This window comes from Streptomyces triticirhizae, assembly GCF_003696235.1.
Taxonomy (GTDB): domain Bacteria; phylum Actinomycetota; class Actinomycetes; order Streptomycetales; family Streptomycetaceae; genus Streptomyces; species Streptomyces triticirhizae.
Window position 1 is genome coordinate 1 of record NZ_RFFJ01000125.1, and the last position, 18,770, is coordinate 18,770.

An 18,770-nucleotide genomic window follows, 5' to 3' on the forward strand; every position below is an offset into this window, starting at 1 on the left:
CGAGCGCGCGGCGCTCGAGGCCGAGGCCGAGGCGGAGGCGGCGGCCGAGGCGGCCGAGGTCGACGCCAAGCCGGCGGCCGAGCCGGCGCCGGCCCCCGAACCCGCCCCCGAGCCGGAGCCTGAGCCTGCCCCGGCCCCCGAGCCCGCCGCGCCGGTGTACCCGGACAACCTCGACGGGTGGATCAGGGAGGCGCTGGACATCATGGCCCAGCACGGAATTCCCGGAACCTACGAGGGACTTCACCGGAACATCATGCGGGAGTCCAGCGGCGATCCCAACGCGATCAATCTCTGGGATATCAACGCGATCAACGGAACCCCGTCCATCGGTCTGCTCCAGGTGATCCAGCCGACCTTTGACGCGTACCACGTTCCCGGCACCCCGTACGACCTTTACGACCCGGTCGCCAATATCGTTGCTGCCGCCAACTACGCCTGGGATCGGTACGGTTCGATCGACAATGTGAACGGACCCTACTGACACTCCGGCCGGACCCTCCTGGCAGGCTGGGCCCGTGCAGCGCGACCCTTCGGAACGCCGACCGATCGGCGGCCATGTCCCCGTCGCGGGGGGACTGGCCGCCGTCGGTCTGCGCTACGCCCGCTCCATCGGCGCCGAGGCGGTCCAGGTCTTCGTCGCCAACCCGCGCGGCTGGGCCACCCCGCCGGGCAACCCGGCGCAGGACGAGGCGTTCGCCGCCGCCTGCGCGGCCGAGGGGCTGCCGTCCTATGTGCACGCGCCCTATCTGATCAACCTCGGCTCGCACAGCGCCGATACCGCCGAGCGCTCGGTGGCCTCGCTGCGCCACTCGCTGCTGCGGGCGCGCGCCATCGGCGCGCTGGGCGTGGTCGTCCACACCGGCTCGGCCACCGGGGGCCGCCCGCGCGAGGTCGCCCTGGAGCAGGCCGGCCGGCTGCTGCGCCCGCTGCTGGCCGAACTCGACCGACTCGAAGCCTCGGGCGGCGCCGTTCCCCGGCTGCTGCTGGAGCCGACGGCCGGTCAGGGCTTCTCGCTCTGCTCGAAGATCGCCGATCTGGGCCCCTATCTGGCCGCGCTGGAGCACCACCCGAGGGTCGGCGTCTGCCTGGACACCTGCCACGTCTTCGCCGCCGGCCACGACCTGGCCGCGCCCGGCGGCGCCACGGCGGCGCTGGACGAGCTGGAACGGGTCGCCGGCCCCGGCCGGTTGGGCCTGGTCCACGCCAACGACTCGAAGGCCGGCGCCGGCAGCCGCCTCGACCGGCACCAGAACGTCGGCGCCGGCGCCATCGGCGAGGCCGCCTTCGCCGAGCTGCTGCGCCACCCGGCGACGGCCGGGGTGCCGCTGGTCATCGAGACGCCCGGCGGCGCCGAGGGCCACGCCGCCGACATCGCCCGGCTGAAGGCCCTGCACCCCTGAACGCCGAGGCTCAGGGCTCGGGCCCTTCGCCCGGCTCCTCCTGGTAGGAGTAGCGCTGCTCGCGCCAGGGGTCGCCGATGTTGTGGTAGCCGCGCTCCTCCCAGAAGCCCCGGCGGTCGGTCGTCATGTACTCGACGCCGCGCACCCACTTGGGGCCCTTCCACGCGTAGAGCTGCGGCACCACGAGCCGCAGCGGGAAGCCGTGCTCGGCGGTGAGCAGCTCGCCGTCCCGGTGCGTCGCGAAGAGCGTGGTGTCGGCCGCGAAGTCGGAGAGCCTGATGTTGGCGCTGTAGCCGTACTCGGCCCAGACCATGACATGGCTCACCTCGGCCGCCGGCGGCGCCAGCTCCAGGATCGTGGCCGCCGGCACCCCGCCCCACTCCACGTCCCGCATCGAGAACTTGGTGACGCAGTGCAGGTCGGCGACCACCGTGTGGTAGGGCAGCGCGGAGAACTCCTCGTGGGTCCAGCAGCGCTTGTCCCCGTCGGCGGTGGCGCCGAAGACCCGAAACTCCCAGCGCTCGGCGCGGAATCGGGGCACCGGGCCGTAGTGCGTCACCGGCCAGCCGCGCTGCGGCCGCTGCCCCGGCGGAAGCCCCTCGGCACGCCTCTCGCCACGGTGCTCCGGCTGACCCATGGCTCCATGGTGACAGACCGCCCCGAACGGTTCGCACCGCCACCGTCTTCCAGGAGCGCCGGCCGCTGCCAATCGGGTCAATTCGGTAAGCCTTCGCTTACTGGACGAACTGTCGTACCAGTGCCACGATGCGCGGACGGCGCCGTCGGCCGTCGGCCTCGCGACGCGGTGATCGCGTCACCGTCTCGCGCGTTGCCGCCATGCGCGTTGCCGCCAGTCCCGACCGTACGAACACGAGGAAGGAGATTTCCCCGCCATGCAGGGTGATCCCGAGGTCATCGAGTTGCTCAACGAGCAGCTCACCGCCGAACTCACCGCGATCAACCAGTACTTCCTGCACGCCAAGATGCAGGAGAACTTCGGCTGGACCAAGCTCGCCGCGTACACCAGGGCCGAGTCCTTCGACGAGATGCGCCACGCCGAGGTACTGACCGACCGCGTTCTCTTCCTGGAGGGGCTGCCCAACTACCAGCGCCTCTTCCACGTTCGGGTCGGGCAGACCGTCACCGAGATGTTCCAGGCCGACCGGCAGATCGAGGTCGAGGCCATCGACCGGCTGCGCCGGGGCGTGGAGATCATGCGGGCCAAGGGGGACATCACCTCGGCCAAGATCTTCGAGTCGATCCTCAAGGACGAGGAACACCACATCGACTATCTGGACACCCAGCTGGAGCTGGTGGAGAAGCTGGACGAGGCGCTGTACATCGCGCAGCAGATCGAGCAGCCCAAGGAGGCCTGACGCCGGCGCGGTCCCGTCAGACGGGCAACGGCGCCGGCGCGGCGAAGGACGGCGCGGGCACGGCGGGAGCGGGAGGCGCTGTCGCGGGCTCGGGGACGGACGGCGCGGCCGCCGCCTCCTCGGGGCGTGGGCAGGCCCGGCCCAGCAGCCCCTGGATGCGCCGGACGCAGGAGCCGCAGTCGGTGCCGGCGCGGCACTCGGCGGCCAGCCGCCGGGGCGTGCAGGCGCCGGCGGCGGCGTGGCTGCGCACCTGTTCCTCGGTGACGCCGAAGCACGAGCAGACGTACACGCGTAACTCCCTGGCGGAGACGGGCCCGACGGTGGTCAGTGAGGTACTCAGCGAGCGACTCGGTGAGGTAAACCTAACCTTACTATCGGCGGCCCGGCGCGGAGAAGCGCCCCGGGATGTGGCCAGCGCCACGTCCCGGGGCGCTTCTCGTCGCCCGGCGCTCCCTCAGGAGCGGTACATCTCGGCCACCAGGAAGGCCAGGTCGAGCGACTGGCTGCGGTTGAGCCTGGGGTCGCAGGCCGTCTCGTAGCGCTGGTGCAGGTCGTCGACGAAGATCTCGTCGCCGCCGCCCACGCACTCGGTGACGTCGTCGCCGGTCAGCTCGACATGGATGCCGCCCGGGTGGGTGCCCAGGCCCTTGTGCACCTCGAAGAAGCCCTTGACCTCGTCGAGCACGTCGTCGAAGCGCCGGGTCTTGTGCCCGGAGGCCGCCTCGAAGGTGTTGCCGTGCATCGGGTCGCAGACCCAGGCCACCGGGGCGCCCGAAGCGGTGACCTTCTCCACCAGGGTGGGCAGCCGGTCGCGGATGCGGTCCGCGCCCATCCGCGTGATGAACGTCAGCCGGCCGGGGCGCCGCTCCGGGTCCAGCCGGTCGATCAGCGCGAGGGCCTCCTCGGGCGTGGTGGTCGGGCCGAGCTTGACGCCGATCGGGTTCTGGATGCGGGAGGCGAACTCGATGTGCGCGCCGTCCAGCTGGCGGGTGCGCTCGCCGATCCACACCATGTGGCCCGAGACGTCGTACAGCCGGCCGCTGCGCGAGTCGGTCCTGGTGAGGGCCGCCTCGTAGTCCAGCAACAGCGCCTCGTGCGAGGCGTAGAACTCCACGGACTGGAACTCGGCCGGATCGGCGCCACACGCCCGCATGAAGTTCAGCGCGTTGTCGATCTCCCTGGCCAGGGCCTCGTAGCGCTGCCCGGCCGCCGAGTTGCGCACGAAGTCCTGGTTCCACGAGTGGACCTGGTGCAGGTCGGCGTAGCCGCCGGTGGTGAAGCCACGGACCAGGTTCAGCGTGGCGGCTGAGCTGTTGTACATCCGCAGCAGCCGGCTCGGGTCGGGGACCCGCGCCTCCTCGGTGAACTCCGCCCCGTTGACCGAGTCGCCCCGGTAGGTGGGCAGGGTCACACCGTCCCTGGTCTCGGTCGGCTTGGAGCGGGGCTTGGAGTACTGGCCAGCGATCCGGCCGACCTTGACCACCGGGACCGCCGCCGCATAGGTGAGCACCGCGCTCATCTGGAGCAGCGTCTTGAGCTTGGCCCGGATCTGGTCGGCGCCAACCTGGTCGAACGCCTCCGCGCAGTCCCCGCCCTGGAGCAGAAAGGCCCGGCCCTGGGCAACTTCGGCTATCCGGTCCCCGAGCTGGTCGCACTCGCCGGCGAAGACCAGCGGCGGATAGCCGGCGAGCTCCTCGGTGACGGCGCGCAGCGCGGCGGGGTCCGGATACTCCGGCTGTTGTGCTGCGGGCAGGTCTCGCCAGGAGTCGAAGGAGATGCTGCTGTCAGCGTTCACGGTCACGCACCCAGGTTACGGGGTGAGGTCGGGGTCGTTTCTACCCGCTCGTTCCGTGAGACGGGCGCCCACGGACGGTGGCGCACGCCGGCGTGCGTGCCCTACAGTGCCGCCATGAACGTGCGACAGCTCACCTCCTGGTGGTGGCCCGCTCCCGAGGCGGCCCACCTCAGCGCGCGTTCCCACTGAACGAAGCGAAGGCCGCCCCCCGGGGCGGCCTTCGGCGTTCCCGCGACCCGCGCGGATCTCGACCTCACGGCCTCCCGGAGCGGCGGACCCCGTGTCCGACCCGGCGGGCCCTCCCCTGGGGCTCGTCCAGACCTCCTGGAACTGGAAGAGGAAGAGGCATCCCATGAAGCGTGTGGAGCACCCGGCACCACCGGCCGCGCCCGTCACCGGGGACGCGGCGGAGACGCTGGCCCGGCTGCTGGCCGACGAGCGGCCGTTCGCCCTGCTGCGGCGCCGCACCCCCGGGCACGACCCGAATGTGGTGGAGGTGCTCTCCGGTTCGGTCGAGGACATGGAGCGCCTCTCCGACATCCCGCTCCCCCCGGGCGCGGCCGGCCCGGCGGCGCTGGCGCTGGTGCCGTTCCGGCAGCTGGCCGAGCGCGGCTTCGAGGTCACCGACGACGGGACGCCGCTGACGGTGCTGCGCGCCGAGCGCGCGGTCGAGCTGCCGCTGGACGAGGCCCTGGCCGCGCTGCCCGACCACCGGGTGGCGGTGGCCGACGGCGCGTTCGACGTCTCCGACGCACGGTACGCGGAGATCGTGACGCGGGTGCTGGAGACGGAGATCGGCGCGGGCGAGGGCGCCAACTTCGTGATCAGGCGCACCTTCACCGGGACCGTGGAGGGCACCGGGCCCGGTGACCGCTTCGGGCGGGCCGACGCGCTCGCGCTGTTCCGGCGGCTGCTGGTGGCCGAGCGCGGGGCGTACTGGACCTTCGTGGTGCACACCGGGGAGCGCGTGCTGGTGGGCGCGAGCCCCGAGGTGCATGTGCGGATGTCCGGCTCCACGGTGGTGATGAACCCGATCAGCGGCACCTACCGCTATCCCGCCGAAGGCCCCTCCCTGGAGGGCCTGTTGACGTTCCTCGACGACGCCAAGGAGATCGAGGAGCTGTCGATGGTGGTGGACGAGGAGCTGAAGATGATGTGCGCGGTGGGCGACCGGGGCGGGGTGGTGGTCGGGCCCAGGCTGCGCGAGATGGCGCATCTGGCGCACACCGAGTACGAGTTGCGCGGGCGGAGCACCTGGGACGTGCGGGAGGTGCTGCGGGAGACGATGTTCGCGGCCACCGTCACCGGCAGTCCGGTGGAGAACGCCTGCCGGGTGATCGCCCGGCACGAGCCGGGCGGGCGCGGCTACTACGCGGGGGCGCTGGCGCTGCTGGGCCATGACGCCTCGGGCGGGCAGACGTTGGACTCGCCGATCCTGATCCGCACCGCCGAGGTGCGGGCCGCCGACGGGCGGCTGCGGGTGCCGGTCGGGGCGACCCTGGTGCGGGGCTCGGACCCGGCGAGCGAGGTCGCGGAGACGCACGCCAAGGCGGCGGGGGTGCTCGCCGCGTTGGGTGTGCGCCCCGAGGCGCCCGCGCCGGCGCGCGACGAGGCCGAGCGCCCCCGGCTGGCCGAACACCCCGAGGTGGTCGCGGCGTTGGCGGCCCGGCGGGCCCATCTCTCGCCGTTCTGGCTGCGGATGCGCGAGCCGGCGCCGGAGGCCGTGCGGGCCGCCGCCGAACGGGCGCCCGCCGCGCGGGTGTTGGTGCTGGACGCCGAGGACAGCTTCACCTCGATGCTGGCCCATCTGCTGCGGGTGGTCGGGGCCGAGGTGGAGGTGGTGCGGTGGAACGCGCTCGGCGCGCGGGCGCGCGCGCTGGCGCACCCCGGCCCCGTGGTGCTGGGCCCGGGCCCCGGCGACCCCAACGACAAGAACGACCCCCGGATGCGACGCCTGCGCCCGTTGGCCGCCGAGCTGTTGGCCGGCCACCGGCACGGCCTGGTCGGGGTCTGCCTGGGCCACGAGCTGCTCGCCGCCGAGCTGGGCCTGCCGGTGGTCCGCAAGCGCCGCCCCTACCAGGGCGCCCAGGAGCGGATCGACCTCTTCGGCACCGAGCGCACCGTCGGCTTCTACAACTCGTTCACCGCGCGCTGCGCCGACGAGGCCGCCGAGGAGCTGGCCGGCCGTGGCGTGACGGTGAGCCGGGACGCGGCGGGCGAGGTGCACGCGCTGCGCGGCCCGGGCTTCGTGGGGGTGCAGTTCCACCCCGAGTCGGTGCTGACCCTGGACGGTCCCGCGATCGTCGCCGAGCTGCTGAGCCCGGCGGGCGCCCCGGCGCTCTGAGAACAGCGGGAACGGCGCGGGGGAGGCTCAGTCCTTCTCCGCGTCGCCCCGCCCCCTGGCCGCCTCGGCCAACTGCCGCTTGGCGACGGTCGCGTAGATGTCGACATACTCCTGGCCCGAGAGGCGCATGATCGCGTACATCACCTCGTCGGTGAGCGACCGCAGGATGAAACGGTCGCCCTCCATCCCCTCGTAGCGGCTGAAGTCCAGGGGCGCGCCGATCCGGATGCCCGGGCGCATCAGCTTGGGGACGACCTTCCCCGGCGGCTGGATCTTCTCCGTGTCGATCATCGCCACCGGCAGCACCGGCGCGCCCGTGGCCAGCGCCACCCGGGCCAGCCCGCCGGGCTTGCCCCGGTAGAGCCGCCCGTCGGGCGAGCGGGTGCCCTCCGGGTAGATCCCGAACAGCTCGCCCCGCTCCAACACCGCTATCGCGCTGGCGATCGCCGCCTCGCCCGCGCCCCGGCCGCCGGAGCGGTCCACCGGCAGCTGGCCGACGCCCTTGAAGAACGCCGCCGTCAACCGCCCCTTGACGCCTGGCGAGTTGAAGTACTCGGCCTTGGCGATGAACGTGACCCTGCGGTCCAGGACCGCCGGCAGGAAGAACGAGTCGGAGAACGACAGGTGGTTGCTGGCCAGGATCGCCGGGCCCTCGGCGGGAACGTGTTCCTTCCCCTCCACCCAGGGCCGGAAGGCGGCCTTCAGCCCCGCCCCCACGGACACCTTCATCGCTCCGTACAGCACAACGCACCTCCCGTGTTCGCCGATGCGGACCCTACCGGGGTTTCGCGTGCGTGGCGCGTCCTCGGGCGCCCCACGTAGGCTGGCAGGCGCCGTCGCACCCACCCGGGTCACCGCCCCGCGAAGGGAGCCCCCGTTGATGCGCCTTCTGCCCGGTGCCGAGCCGTTCCACCACATCTCCCAGGACGCCTCGCGGCGCGGGGCCGAGGTCGGAGTGCTGCTCTGCCACGGCTTCACCGGCAGCCCGCAGTCGTTGCGCCCCTGGGCGGAGGCGCTGGCGGCGCGCGGGCACACGGTCTCGCTGCCGCTGCTGCCCGGGCACGGCACCCGCTGGCAGGACATGGCCGTCACCGGCTGGCCCGACTGGTACGCGACCGTCCACCGCGAACTGCTGCTGCTGGCCGAGCGCTGCGAGCGGGTGGTGGTCTGCGGCCTGTCGATGGGCGGGGCGTTGGCGCTGCGGCTGGCGGCGCGGCAGCCGGGGAATGTCAGCGCGCTGGCGTTGGTTAACCCGGCGCTCACCTTTCCCGCCGCCAAGGGTGCGGCCCTCGCGGTGCTGCGCCATCTGGTGCCCAGCACCCCGGGGTTGGTGGGCGACATCGCCAGGCCGGGGGTGCGCGAGGTGGGGTACGACCGGGTGCCGTCGCGGGCGGCGCACTCGCTGCGCGAGCTGCTGTCCCTGGTCCGCGACGAGCTGCCGCAGGTGACGCAGCCGCTGCTGCTGATGCACAGCGCGGTGGACCACGTGGTGCCCCCGACGGACTCGGCGTTGCTGCTGGCGCGGGTCTCCTCCCTGGACGTGCGGGAGGTGGTGCTGACGGAGAGCTTCCATGTGGCCACCCTGGACCATGACGCGGAGCGTATCTTGCAAGAGACGGACGCCTTCATCACTCGCCTCGTGACCTCGCCTCGTGACAAGGAAGTCAGCCCGTGACGGAACGTGACCAGGAGCGCGGTGACGGCCGCGACCCGATCGACGAGGAAGCCGCCTGGGCGGAGATCGTCGCCGGATACGGCGAGGAGCCCGCCGATCCGCCGGGCCTGTGGCCGCGCGCGGAGGACGTCGAGCCGGTGAGCCGCGTCGAGGCCGCCGATGGGCTGAACGACGCGTTGAACGACGGGCCCGACGGCCTGAACGAGGGGCTGCCCGGGGAGCGACCGAGCGACAGCGGGCCGCGCGACTGGGTCGCCGAGGAGGAGGACGAGGGCCACTTCGAGCCGCCGGAGCCGCCGCCGCTGCCCCCGACCGACCTGACCACCAAGCTGTCCTGGCTCGCGGTGCTGGGCGGGCCGCTGCTGTTGGTCTTCACGGTGCTGTTCCAGCAGCGGATGACGTGGTGGGTGGTGACGCTGGGCGTGGGCGGCTTCCTGGGCGGGTTCGCCAGCCTGGTGAGCCGGATGCGGGACGGGGACGACGACTGGCAGGACCCGGGCAACGGCGCGGTGGTCTGAGGCGCCGGCGCCGTGGGCGGCGTCGGTCGCCGCTCGGCTCAGATCGCGAGGACGGCGAGGACCGGCAGGTGGTCGGAGGCCGCCGCCAGGTCGTCGGGGTCGGGCGCGGTGGGCACCCCGCAGGAGAGCGGGGTGACGCCCTCGCCGCACAGCACGGCATCGATCCGCCGCCGAGGCGCGGCGGCCGGGAAGGTGAACTCCCCGCCGACGGGCGCCCGTTCCCGCGCGTCGGTGAGCGCGCCGGCCAGCCGGCGGAACGTGGCGCCGGTCGGCGGCTCGTTGATGTCTCCCGCCACCACGGCCGGCGTCCGGAAAGTGGCGACCCGGCGCAGCAACTCCTCGCCCTGGGCGCGGCGTTCGCCGCTCCGCAGGCTGAGGTGGGAGCTGACCACGGTGAGCCTGGCGTCCCGCCCGAAGCGCAGCCTGGCCAGGGCGAGCCCGCGCCGGTGCTCGCCCCTGACCAGGGGGAACGTGGTCTCCTCCGTGTGCTCGACGGCGGCCCGCAGGCTGGAGAGGATCATCGTCCCGCAGCTGGGCGCGCCACCGGTGACCGTCACCAGGCCGCTGTGCCGGGCCAGTTCGGCGGCGCGCTTGCGCCAGCGGAAGAAGCGCGGGGCCTCCTGGAGGCAGACCACGTCAGGGGCGCAGGCCCGGATCGCCCGGGCCAGCGCGCGCTGGTCGTCCCGCAGGGACCTGACGTTGTAGCTGAGCAGCCTGACCTTGACCGACACCGCTGGTCCGCGCCCTCCTCAGCCCTGCCGGGCGAGGTCGGCGGCGCCCACCAGCCCGGCGCGGCCGCCGAGTTGGGCGGCGAGCACCTGGGCGTGCGGGCGGTGGCGGCCGCCCACCAGCCAGCGGCGGAACGACTTGCGGATGGGCTCAAGCACCAGGTCGCCCTCGTCGGAGACGCCGCCGCCGACGATGAAGGCGGAGGGGTCGAAGAGCGAGGCCAGGTCGGCCAGCCCCGCGCCGGCCCAGCGGGCCAGCTCGCGGAAGGAGTCGATGGCGACCGGGTCGCCGGCCCTGGCCGCGTCGCTGACGTGTCGGCCCTCGATGCCCTCGGGGGTGCCGTCGCCCAGGCCGAGCAGCAGCTCCGCGTTCTCCGGGGTGGCCGAGGCGCGCTGCCTGGCGTAGCGGACCAGGGCGCGGCCCGAGGCGTACTGCTCCCAGCAGCCCTGGCTGCCGCAGCCGCACAGCAGGCCGTCCGGCACCACCCTGAGGTGGCCGAACTCGCCGGCGACGCCGAACCGTCCACGGTGCAGCCGGCCGCCGATGATGATCCCGCCACCGAGGCCGGTGCCCAGGGTGACGCAGACCACGTCGTCGTGGCCGGCGCCGGCGCCGAAGCGGTACTCGCCCCAGGCGGCGGCGTTGGCGTCGTTCTCCACCACCACGGACATGCCGACGCGCTGCTCGATCTTGTCCTTGAGGGTCTCGTGCCGCCAGCGGATGTTGGGGGCGAAGAGAACGGTGGCCCGCTTGTCGTCGACGTACCCGGCGGCGCCGATCCCCACGGCGTCGGCCGAACTCCCCTCGCCCACGGACCTGATGACGTCGGCGATGGCCTCGATCACGCCCTCGGGGGTGGGCGGGGTCGGAACCTGAGAAGTGTCGAGGATCGTGCCACCCTCATCGACCACACCGGCCGCGATCTTCGTACCGCCGATGTCGACGCCGATCGTCAGTCCCATTTGTCCCTCAAGTGATGTCGGTGAAACCCGCCTCCGACCCACGTTACCGGAGGCCGCCCTGGCTGGGCTCCCCGATGTCAGTCCAGGTCGATACGGTGGGCGCCGCCCGGGCCGACCGAATCATCCCCCTCGTCACGATTGCCCCGCCGCTGCCCCGCGTCGTCGGCGGAGGCGTCGCCCGAGGCGCCCTCGGAGCCCTGGTCCGGGCCCCGGTTTCCGGAACTTCCCGCGTCCCGCGCCCCGTCGTCGGCGCCGTCCCGCTCGCGCCCGCCCTCGGACCCGCGCGCGGCGTCCGTCCCCTCCGCGCCGTCCGGCCTGGACCAGCGCCCCTCCTGGCCGAGCACGGCGGAGCGGTAGGCGGCGAGCAACTCCTGTCCGGCGGAGGCGAGATGCTGGATCGCGTCGGCGTTGCGCTCGATCATCGGGTCGATCGCGGCCCTGGCCTGGCTCGCCAACGGCTTGGCCAGCAGGCCGACCTGGGGCAGCCGGGAGCCCAACTCGCCCAGCCGGCCGGTCAACGCGTCCGCCAGCCGGCGCAACTCCTCGGTGGGGTCCGGGCGCTCGGGGCCAAAGGCCGCGCGGCGGCGCTCCCGCTCGGCGGCCAGGTCCTCGGCGCAGGCGGCGGCCCAGGGGTCGGCGTCGTCGGCCGGCCCGGCCGCGCCGGGCGTGGCCTCGTGCGCCGGCGCCGGCTCGTTCTCCTGCGGCTCGGATGCGTCGCCCATCGCGACCTCCTGGTGCTGGGCGCCCGGGGCCGGGCGCGGGTGAGCGTCCCCTTCGACGTTACCCGACCGGCTCGGCCCCCCGGTCGTTACCGGCCGACCGCTGCCGTGGCCAGCGCTCGGGGTCGGGCGCGAAGCGCACCGCCAGCTCGCCGTGGGCGAAGGCGGCGCCGGCCACCACGCAGCGGCGCGGCGCCGAGGGCAGCGACAGCACCCGGCGGAACGGCCCGGTGGTGACGACGAGTTCGTCCCCGCGCCGCACCAGGTCCAGGCGCTGCTTGACGGCGCCGGGCAGCGGTATCCGCCAGACCAGCAGGCCCTCATCGGCCAGGCGGTCCTCCAAGACCGGTGTCGGGCGGGCGACTTCGCCGCCGGCCGGCGGTGGCGTCAGCCGGGCCAGGGTCGCGGCGTCCGGGTCGGGGCCCAGGTGCGGCAGCCGCCTGGGCGGCTCGGGCCGCCCGACGGCCTCCGCGAACTCCGCCGTCAGCGCGTCCTGTCGGGCGGCCAGCGCGATCACCAGGCGGTCCGGGGAGCGGCGCGGCACCAGCCGGTTGGCCAGCACCTCCTCCACGCCGAGGCCGTGCAGCGCGAGCCCGGCGTGCGCGGCGCGCGACAGCGCGAGGGAGCGCGCGGTGGGCTCGAAGACCAGCCGGACCGCGACCCCCGGGTCGGCCAGCAGCCCCTCGACCTCGGCGAGCGCCGCGTCCCAGCCGGCCGCCGCGTCCAACAGCGCCTCGGCCGGCAGCGGAACGTTCGCCAACTGGGCGATCAGCGGGCGCAGCGCGCGGGCGGCCCGCCGCTCCTGCGGCAGCAGCCGCCGCAGATAGCGGCGCAGCTGCCCGGGCAGGGCCAGCAGCCGCACGGCCTCGGCGGCCGGCGGCAGGTCAACGACCACCAGCGGCCAGCGATCCTCGGCGTGCGCGGCGCGCAGCGCGGCCAGCGTCGCCAGCTGCTCGGCGCCCGGCAGCTCGGTCAGCTCGTCGTCCTCCAGGGTGGCCGAGCCCAGCGTCGCCAGCGCCGAACGGGCCCGCCGCTGCGCGCCCAACACGGCGGCGCGGAACGGCGGCCCCTGGTCGATCCGACGCACCCACAGGCCGGGCGCGGCCTCCACGGGCGCCTCTCCGGTCAGGGTCTCGGGGTCCACGCCCAGCAGCGCGCCGAGCCGGTCGGCGGGCTCGGCGCTCAGCAGCAGCGTCAGCCGCCCCGAGCGGGCGGCGGCCCAGGCCGTCGCGGCGGCCACCGTGCTGACCCCGTCCCCGCCGGGGCCGGTGACCAGCAGCGTGCGCGGGGCGGCGCTCACCCGTCGGAGGGCTGGTCGGCGCCGCTCTCCACCCGGCTCTTGAGGCCGGCCAGGGCGCGGTCGATGATGACCTTCTCCGCCTTGCGCTTGATGCTGCCGAGCATCGGGATCTTCACGTCCACGGTCAGCTGGTAGGTGACCTCGGTCCGCCGGCCGGCGGCCACCGGCACCAGCCGGTAGGAGCCGTCCAGCGCCCGCAGCATCCGGGACCTCACCAGCGACCAGCTCACCTCGTTCGCGTCCGGCCACTGGTAGGCCAGGGTGTGCTCGTCCTTGATCGCCCCGGCGTCCAGCAACAGCCGCACCTGCTCGGCTCTGCCGCGCTCGTCCCTGGCCAGCACCTCGGCCTCCTTGACCTCCCCGGTCCACTCCGGGTAGCGGTCGAAGTCCGTGATCACCGCCATGACCTCGGCCGGAGTGGCCTCGATGGTGATGCTCGACCTGGTGTGTTCGGCCATCGGTCTGGCTCCTCGCGCTTATCTCCCGGTGCCGTCCCGGGGAAGGCTACCGCGCGCCACCCCCAGCCCACGGCCCGGTGGACGATCCCCCCTCGCCCGCCGCCGGCTACCGGGGAGTACGCTGCGCGGGGGGCGGGGCGAACACTCCCAGAGAGGAGTGCGAGCGCGCTGAACCGCCGCAGGGCGGACGGACCGGGCCTCGGGGCCACCTCCGGGCGGCGCCGTGTGGTGACCCCATGGGAAGCGAAGAGGAGTAACGGTGCGCGAGTTCAGTCTGCCGGCGCGGTACACCGTGCCGGCCGAGGGCGGACTGCCGGAGCTGCTGGCGGCCAACGCGGCCCGCCACCCCCACACGGCGGTGATCGCCCGCCAGCGGCGCGGCACCTGGGAGGACCTGACCGCCACCGAGTTCCTCGCCGAGGTCGAGTCCGTGGCCAGGGGCCTGCTGCGCTCGGGCGTCCAGCCGGGCGACCGGGTGGGGCTGCTCTCCCGCACCCGCTACGAGTGGACGCTGTTCGACTTCGCCATCTGGACCGTGGGCGCGGTGACCGTTCCCGTCTACGAGACCAGCTCCCCCGAGCAGATCGCCTGGAACCTGGGCGACTCCGGCGCCGTCGCCGTCGTCGTCGAGACCTCGGCGCAGCTGGCGGTCGTCGAGTCGCTCCGGGAACGCCTGCCACGGCTCACCCGGCGCTGGTGCCTCGAACCGGACTCGGGCCCCGGCGCCGTCGCCCTGCTGACGGCGGCCGGCGCGCCCATCAGCGACCAGCGGCTCGCGGCGGCCACCGCCACCGTGACGCCCGAGTCCCCGGCCACCATCGTCTACACCTCCGGCACCACCGGGCGGCCCAGGGGCTGTGTGCTCAGCCACCGCGCGTTCCTCGCGACCTGCGGCAACGTGGTTCCCGCGCTCGGGCCGCTGTTCCGCACCGGGGAGTCATCGGTGCTGCTGTTCCTGCCGCTGGCCCATGTCTTCGCCAGGATGGTGCAGGTCGCCGCGCTGCTGGCGCCGATCAGGCTGGGCCTGGTGCCGGGCGTCGCCCAACTCACCGACGACCTGGCCTCGTTCCGCCCCACCATCGTGCTCGGCGTCCCGCGCGTCTTCGAGAAGGTCTACAACTCGGCCCGCGCGACCGCCGTCTCGGGCGGCCGGGGCGCGGTCTTCGACCGGGCCGCCGCGACCGCGACCGCCTACAGCCGCGCCCTGGACACCCCGGGCGGCCCCGGGCTCGGCCTGCGGCTGCGGCACCGCGTCTTCGACCGGCTGGTCTACCGGAAGCTGCGCGCCGTGCTCGGCGGCCGCGCCACCCACGCGATCTCCGGCGGCGCGCCGCTGGGCGAGCGCCTCGGGCACTTCTACCGGGGCATCGGCTTCACGGTGCTGGAGGGCTACGGGCTGACCGAGTCCTGCGCGCCGACCTCGTTCAACCCCTGGGACGCGCCCCGCATCGGCACCGTCGGCCGCCCGCTGCCCGGCACCACGATCCGGATCGCCGAGGACGACGAGATCCTGCTGCGCGGCGAGCACCTGTTCACCGAGTACTGGAACGACCCGGCGGCCACGGCCGAGGCGCTGCGGGACGGCTGGTTCCACACCGGAGACCTGGGGCGGCTGGACGATGCCGGCTATCTGACGGTCACCGGGCGCTCCAAGGAGATCCTGGTGACCGCCGGCGGCAAGAACGTCGCCCCCGCCGTGCTGGAGGACCGGATCAGGGCGCACGCGCTGGTGGCCGAGTGCATGGTGGTCGGCGAGGGCCGCCCGTTCGTCGGCGCGCTGCTCACCGTGGACGACGACTTCCTGCCCCGCTGGGCCGAGGAACAGGGCCTGACCGGCCTGGACCGCTCCGAACTCCTCGACCACCCCGCCCTGTTGGCCGCCCTGGACGAGGCGGTCCGGCAGGCCAACGAGGCCGTCTCCCGAGCCGAGTCGGTCCGCGCGTTCCGCGTGCTGCCCGAACACTTCACGGAGGAGTCGGGCCATCTGACCCCGTCGCTGAAGCTGAAGCGGCACGTGGTGGCGAAGGACTTCGCCACCGAGATCGACGCGCTCTACGGGACCTGACCGCTCAGGGCAGGGCCGGCCGGCAGCCGGCGAGTTCGGCGACGAGCCGGTCGCCGATCACCTCCTCGGCCAGCAGGCGCGCCACGGTCGGCGCCAGGGTCACCCCCGGGTGCAGCACCGCCACCCACAGGGCGCGGTCCCGCGTCACGGGCCCGACGATCGGCCCGTCCGCCGGCAGGGGCCGGTTCCCGACCCGGTCCTCCAGGACGACGGCCTCCTCGGCGCCCCGGAACAGCCCGCGCAGCGCCGCCCCGGCGTCGCGCCCCGGGGGCAACGTCAGCCGCAGCGTGCCGTCGCGCACCTCCCGCGCCTCGCAGCCGGGCGCGGCGACGACCGACCTGACCAGCCCGGCCGGCGCCGCCATCCGCACCCCACGGGCCGGTGAGCCGACGACCGGCAACGCGACGCCCAACGGCCGGCACAGCCGCACGACCTCCGTGCCGGCGGCGAGCACGACCCGCGCCGCGCGGTGCGCACCGGCCGACGACCGCACGCCCGCGACGCGCCCGTTCACCACCTCAAGTCCCGTGACCCGCACCCCCGTCCGCACCTTCGCCCCCCGCGCGCGGGCCGCCGCCACCAGCGCCTCCGCCACGGCCGTCGGATCGACGCCCGCGTCACTCGGGGTGTGCACGGCCCGCTCGGGCGGCTCCCGAAGCGCGGGCTCCAGCGCGGCGACCTCGTCGCGCCCGACCAGGAACCGCCCCTCCCCCGGCTCCCCGTCCACCCCCGACGCCTCGTCCCACGCCAGCGAGCCGCACCAGCGCACGTCAACGCCGGACCTCGCCCGCCAGCCGCCGGTAGTCCGCCAGCACGAACTCCCGCAACTCCCGCGCCCCGCCCGGCCAGTGCCCGCCCACCCCGCCGATCCACCCGAACGAAGCGCCGGTCACGCCGCGCCCCGGCGACGCCTCCGCGTCCAGCAAGGTCACCCCGACCCCGCGCGCCGCCAACTCCCACGCCAGCGCGGCGCCGACGATCCCCGCACCCACGACCACGACAGCCGCCACATCGCCTCCTCGCGTCCGGACGCCGGGCGCCCGGACGTGACGGTACCCCCGAACGGTTCAGGACGTGGCCTCTGGCCCGTAGGCGCCGAAGCCCGGCTCGCCGGTCACCTCGTAGACCTGGGCGGTGACCCCGCTCGGCGTCGTCTCGCTGCTCACCAGCCGGAGCCCGGCGGGAACCCCGCTCTCCGGGAAGAGCCGCCGGCCGGCGCCCACCACCACCGGTGCGATCATCAGCCGCACCTCGTCGACCAGCCCGGCGGCCAGCAGCGAGGCGCCCAGCCGGGCGCTGCCGTGGATCTGCAACTCCCGCCCGGGGCGCCCCCGCACCTCGTCGACCCGGGCGACCACATCGCCCGAGAGGATCGTGGTCGGCTCCCAGTCGGCGCTGGTCAGGGTGTTGGTGGCGACATACTTCGGCAGGTGGTTGAGCTTGCTGGCCACCGGGTCGTCGGGGTCGTCCATCGCGGGCCAGTCACGCGCGAAGTTCTCGTAGGTGCGCCGTCCGAACAGGAACCCGTCCACCTCGTCGAGCCAGCCGGTCACGATCCGCAGGAACGCGTCGTCCAGGTGCGGAACGAGCCAACCTCCCCGCGTGAACCCGCCGCTGGTGTCCTCGTCCGGGGCCCCCGGCCCCTGCGCCACGCCGTCCAGCGACAGGAACTCCTGAAGAACGACCTTCACGTCGCGTCACCTCTCTTCAACTCCGGGCACGTGTGCCGCCCCCGGGTGAAAGGGGACCCACGCCCCGCCCGGAACTCATCGCCGCCGGTCCGCGCGCAACCCCCGCCGGCCACCGGGCGGCCGGCCCTTCGGGGGGCCGGCCGCCGTCCGGTCATGTCAACAGCGCCCGCAGCCGTTCGGAGAGCATGTCCCAGCCCCACTTCTCCTCGACCCACTCCCGCCCCCGCGTGCCCATCCTGCGGCGCAGTTCCGGGTCGCGGAGCAGCGTGACGATGCGTTCGGCGGTCTCCCGGGGGGCGGTGGGCCCCCCGCCGCGCACCACCCAACCGGTTTCACCGTCGAGCACCGCGTCCGGCGCGCCGCCGGAGTCGCCGGCGATCACGGGGAGTCCGGTGGCCGACGCCTCCAGGTACACCATCCCCAGGCCCTCGACGTCCAGCCCCCGGTGCCGGGTGCGGCACGGCATCGCGAAGACGTCGCCGATACCGAAGTGCGCGGGCAGTTGTGCCCATGACACCTCACCAAGAAAGCGCACCGACCGCTGGAGCCCCATGCGTTGCACCAGCCGTTCCAGGTCCGAGCGGTACGCCCCGCCGCCCACGATCGCCAGCACGGCGTCGGGCTCGGCGGCCAACACCGCCGGCATGGCGCGGATCAGCGTGTCCTGCCCCTTGCGGGCGACCAGCCGGGAGACGCAGACCACCACCGGCCGGTCGGCCAGGCCCAGGCTGGCGCGCAGCCGCCGACCGCCGGAGTCGGGGTGGAAGAGCTTGTGGTCGACGCCCGGGGTGAGTTGGGTCATCCGGGAGGCGGCCGAAGGCGTCAGCGCGGCGGCGATCCGGCTCCTGGTGTACTCGCCGAGGTAGGTGATCACATCGGTGTTCTCGCCGATGCGGCGCACCACCTGGCGCGTGACCGGCATTCCCGCCCAACCGGCCTCGTGCCCGTGGCTGGTGGCCACCAGCCGCTCGGCGCCGGCGGCGCGCAGCGTCGGGGCCATCAGGCCCAGCGGCGCGGCGGCGCCGAACCACACGGCCGTGCATCCGTGTTCCCGCAGCAGCTCGGCGGCCTTGCGGGTGGTGGCTCTGGTGGGCAGCAGCGACGCCGACCTGTCCCGGAAGACCGGGTAGGGCTGCTCGGCGTCGAACTCGGTGGTGGCCTCGACGGCTTCGGCGTCCCGCCGCCAGCTGGAGGCATACACCACCACCTGGCCCGGGTCCATCCGCAGCGCCATGCTGTGCAGGAACGCCTGGATTCCGCCCGGGCGGGGCGGGAAGTCGTTGGTCACGATCAACGTCTTTCGCATCACCCGAACATTACCGACCTCGGGTCAGGGTCGTACCACCGAGGAGACCGGCATCATCCCGACCGGGTCATACCGCACGGAAGCTCCGGTATAAGGGGCGTGCACCACTTGTCCGTCGCCGGCGTAGAGGCCCACATGGCTGGCGTCCGCCCGGTAGACAACGATGTCGCCCGGCTGTGCCTGGTCGAGCGGCACCCGCCGCCCGGCCGTGGCCTGCGCCTGGGAGGTGCGGGGCAGGGAGACGCCGGCCTTGGCGTAGGCCCACTGCACCAGGCCCGAGCAGTCGAACGCGTCGGGTCCGGCCTGGCCCCAGCCGTAGGGCCGCCCCAACGCGCCCAGGGCGGCGGCCAACGCGACGCCGGCCCGGCCGGAGGCCGCGACCGGCGCTGGCGGTTCGGGGGCGGCCTGGGCCCGGGCCCCGGAGGCGGCGGG

General features: G+C 74.3%; 21 protein-coding genes. 7 read left to right on the top strand and 14 right to left on the bottom strand.

Features of this window, described 5'->3' with window-relative positions:
• Together EBN88_RS20035 and EBN88_RS20040 are read left to right on the top strand one after the other, a co-directional pair.
• On the top strand, window positions 1-481 hold a 481-nt coding region (locus EBN88_RS20035; RefSeq protein WP_158621451.1), incomplete at its 5' end, for a transglycosylase SLT domain-containing protein.
• Window positions 482-515: 34 nt separating this feature from the next.
• Window positions 516-1,400 carry a deoxyribonuclease IV gene (locus tag EBN88_RS20040; RefSeq protein WP_122185292.1) on the top strand — a complete coding sequence of 295 codons (885 nt, stop codon included), beginning with the start codon at window positions 516-518 and terminating at the stop codon, window positions 1,398-1,400.
• A gap of 10 nt (window positions 1,401-1,410) precedes the next feature.
• Here the strand turns inward: EBN88_RS20040 and EBN88_RS20045 are convergent, their stop codons facing one another.
• Entirely contained in the window at window positions 1,411-2,037 is a 627-nt protein-coding gene (locus EBN88_RS20045) for a sulfite oxidase-like oxidoreductase (protein WP_122185293.1), read from the bottom strand.
• 256 nt (window positions 2,038-2,293) lie between these two features.
• On the opposite strand from EBN88_RS20045, the gene bfr reads away from it, so the two are divergent.
• On the top strand, window positions 2,294-2,776 hold the full coding sequence (bfr, locus tag EBN88_RS20050; RefSeq protein ID WP_122185294.1) for a bacterioferritin: 483 nt from the start codon (window positions 2,294-2,296) through the stop codon (window positions 2,774-2,776).
• 16 nt (window positions 2,777-2,792) lie between these two features.
• Here bfr and EBN88_RS20055 read toward each other — a convergent pair whose 3' ends face one another.
• The gene (locus EBN88_RS20055) at window positions 2,793-3,065 is read right to left on the bottom strand and encodes a (2Fe-2S)-binding protein (protein WP_122185295.1); all 273 of its coding nucleotides are present in this window, start codon (window positions 3,063-3,065) and stop codon (window positions 2,793-2,795) included.
• Window positions 3,066-3,230: 165 nt separating this feature from the next.
• Window positions 3,231-4,577, bottom strand: a complete 1,347-nt coding sequence (locus EBN88_RS20060) for a class II 3-deoxy-7-phosphoheptulonate synthase (protein WP_122185296.1) — start codon at window positions 4,575-4,577, stop codon at window positions 3,231-3,233.
• Between the two features lie 346 nt (window positions 4,578-4,923).
• Here EBN88_RS20060 and EBN88_RS20065 point away from each other — a divergent pair, with 346 nt between their 5' ends.
• On the top strand, window positions 4,924-6,915 hold the full coding sequence (locus EBN88_RS20065; RefSeq protein WP_122185297.1) for an anthranilate synthase family protein: 1,992 nt from the start codon (window positions 4,924-4,926) through the stop codon (window positions 6,913-6,915).
• Between the two features lie 27 nt (window positions 6,916-6,942).
• Here the strand turns inward: EBN88_RS20065 and EBN88_RS20070 are convergent, their stop codons facing one another.
• Window positions 6,943-7,644: a lysophospholipid acyltransferase family protein gene (locus EBN88_RS20070; RefSeq protein ID WP_233580803.1), complete on the bottom strand. Its 702-nt coding sequence runs from the start codon at window positions 7,642-7,644 to the stop codon at window positions 6,943-6,945.
• Window positions 7,645-7,795: 151 nt separating this feature from the next.
• On the opposite strand from EBN88_RS20070, the gene EBN88_RS20075 reads away from it, so the two are divergent.
• On the top strand, window positions 7,796-8,590 hold the full coding sequence (locus EBN88_RS20075) for an alpha/beta hydrolase (RefSeq protein ID WP_122185299.1): 795 nt from the start codon (window positions 7,796-7,798) through the stop codon (window positions 8,588-8,590).
• A complete protein-coding gene (locus EBN88_RS20080; RefSeq protein ID WP_122185300.1) occupies window positions 8,587-9,108 on the top strand; it encodes a hypothetical protein in 522 nt (173 codons plus the stop codon). The genes EBN88_RS20075 and EBN88_RS20080 overlap by 4 nt, the downstream gene beginning before the upstream one ends.
• Window positions 9,109-9,146: 38 nt before the next feature.
• Here EBN88_RS20080 and EBN88_RS20085 read toward each other — a convergent pair whose 3' ends face one another.
• From EBN88_RS20085 to EBN88_RS20105, 5 genes are all read right to left on the bottom strand, one after another.
• Window positions 9,147-9,839 (bottom strand): endonuclease/exonuclease/phosphatase family protein, encoded by a 693-nt coding sequence (locus EBN88_RS20085; protein WP_122185301.1) that lies wholly within the window; start codon window positions 9,837-9,839, stop codon window positions 9,147-9,149.
• Window positions 9,840-9,857: 18 nt separating this feature from the next.
• Window positions 9,858-10,799 (bottom strand): ROK family glucokinase, encoded by a 942-nt coding sequence (locus EBN88_RS20090; protein WP_122185302.1) that lies wholly within the window; start codon window positions 10,797-10,799, stop codon window positions 9,858-9,860.
• 77 nt (window positions 10,800-10,876) lie between these two features.
• Window positions 10,877-11,521: a DUF5304 family protein gene (locus EBN88_RS20095; RefSeq protein WP_122185303.1), complete on the bottom strand. Its 645-nt coding sequence runs from the start codon at window positions 11,519-11,521 to the stop codon at window positions 10,877-10,879.
• A 58-nt stretch (window positions 11,522-11,579) separates the two neighbouring features.
• Window positions 11,580-12,818: an ArsA family ATPase gene (locus tag EBN88_RS20100; protein ID WP_122185304.1), complete on the bottom strand. Its 1,239-nt coding sequence runs from the start codon at window positions 12,816-12,818 to the stop codon at window positions 11,580-11,582.
• The gene (locus EBN88_RS20105) at window positions 12,815-13,276 is read right to left on the bottom strand and encodes an SRPBCC family protein (RefSeq protein ID WP_122185305.1); all 462 of its coding nucleotides are present in this window, start codon (window positions 13,274-13,276) and stop codon (window positions 12,815-12,817) included. The genes EBN88_RS20100 and EBN88_RS20105 overlap by 4 nt, the downstream gene beginning before the upstream one ends.
• Window positions 13,277-13,535: 259 nt before the next feature.
• On the opposite strand from EBN88_RS20105, the gene EBN88_RS20110 reads away from it, so the two are divergent.
• Window positions 13,536-15,341 (top strand): AMP-dependent synthetase/ligase, encoded by a 1,806-nt coding sequence (locus EBN88_RS20110; RefSeq protein ID WP_122185306.1) that lies wholly within the window; start codon window positions 13,536-13,538, stop codon window positions 15,339-15,341.
• A gap of 4 nt (window positions 15,342-15,345) precedes the next feature.
• On the opposite strand, the gene EBN88_RS20115 is transcribed toward EBN88_RS20110, so the two are convergent.
• From EBN88_RS20115 to EBN88_RS20130, 5 genes are all read right to left on the bottom strand, one after another.
• Complete coding sequence (locus tag EBN88_RS20115) at window positions 15,346-16,110, bottom strand: NAD(P)/FAD-dependent oxidoreductase (RefSeq protein WP_267902580.1); 765 nt, start codon at window positions 16,108-16,110, stop codon at window positions 15,346-15,348.
• A gap of 1 nt (window position 16,111) precedes the next feature.
• Complete coding sequence (locus EBN88_RS32415) at window positions 16,112-16,351, bottom strand: FAD-dependent oxidoreductase (protein WP_267902581.1); 240 nt, start codon at window positions 16,349-16,351, stop codon at window positions 16,112-16,114.
• 57 nt (window positions 16,352-16,408) lie between these two features.
• A complete protein-coding gene (locus EBN88_RS20120; protein WP_122185307.1) occupies window positions 16,409-17,032 on the bottom strand; it encodes a dihydrofolate reductase family protein in 624 nt (207 codons plus the stop codon).
• Window positions 17,033-17,183: 151 nt separating this feature from the next.
• The gene (locus tag EBN88_RS20125) at window positions 17,184-18,338 is read right to left on the bottom strand and encodes a glycosyltransferase family 4 protein (RefSeq protein ID WP_122185308.1); all 1,155 of its coding nucleotides are present in this window, start codon (window positions 18,336-18,338) and stop codon (window positions 17,184-17,186) included.
• Window positions 18,339-18,362: 24 nt separating this feature from the next.
• Window positions 18,363-18,770, bottom strand: a 408-nt coding sequence (locus EBN88_RS20130; RefSeq protein ID WP_147472776.1) for a C40 family peptidase, incomplete at its 5' end; no start/stop codon positions are given.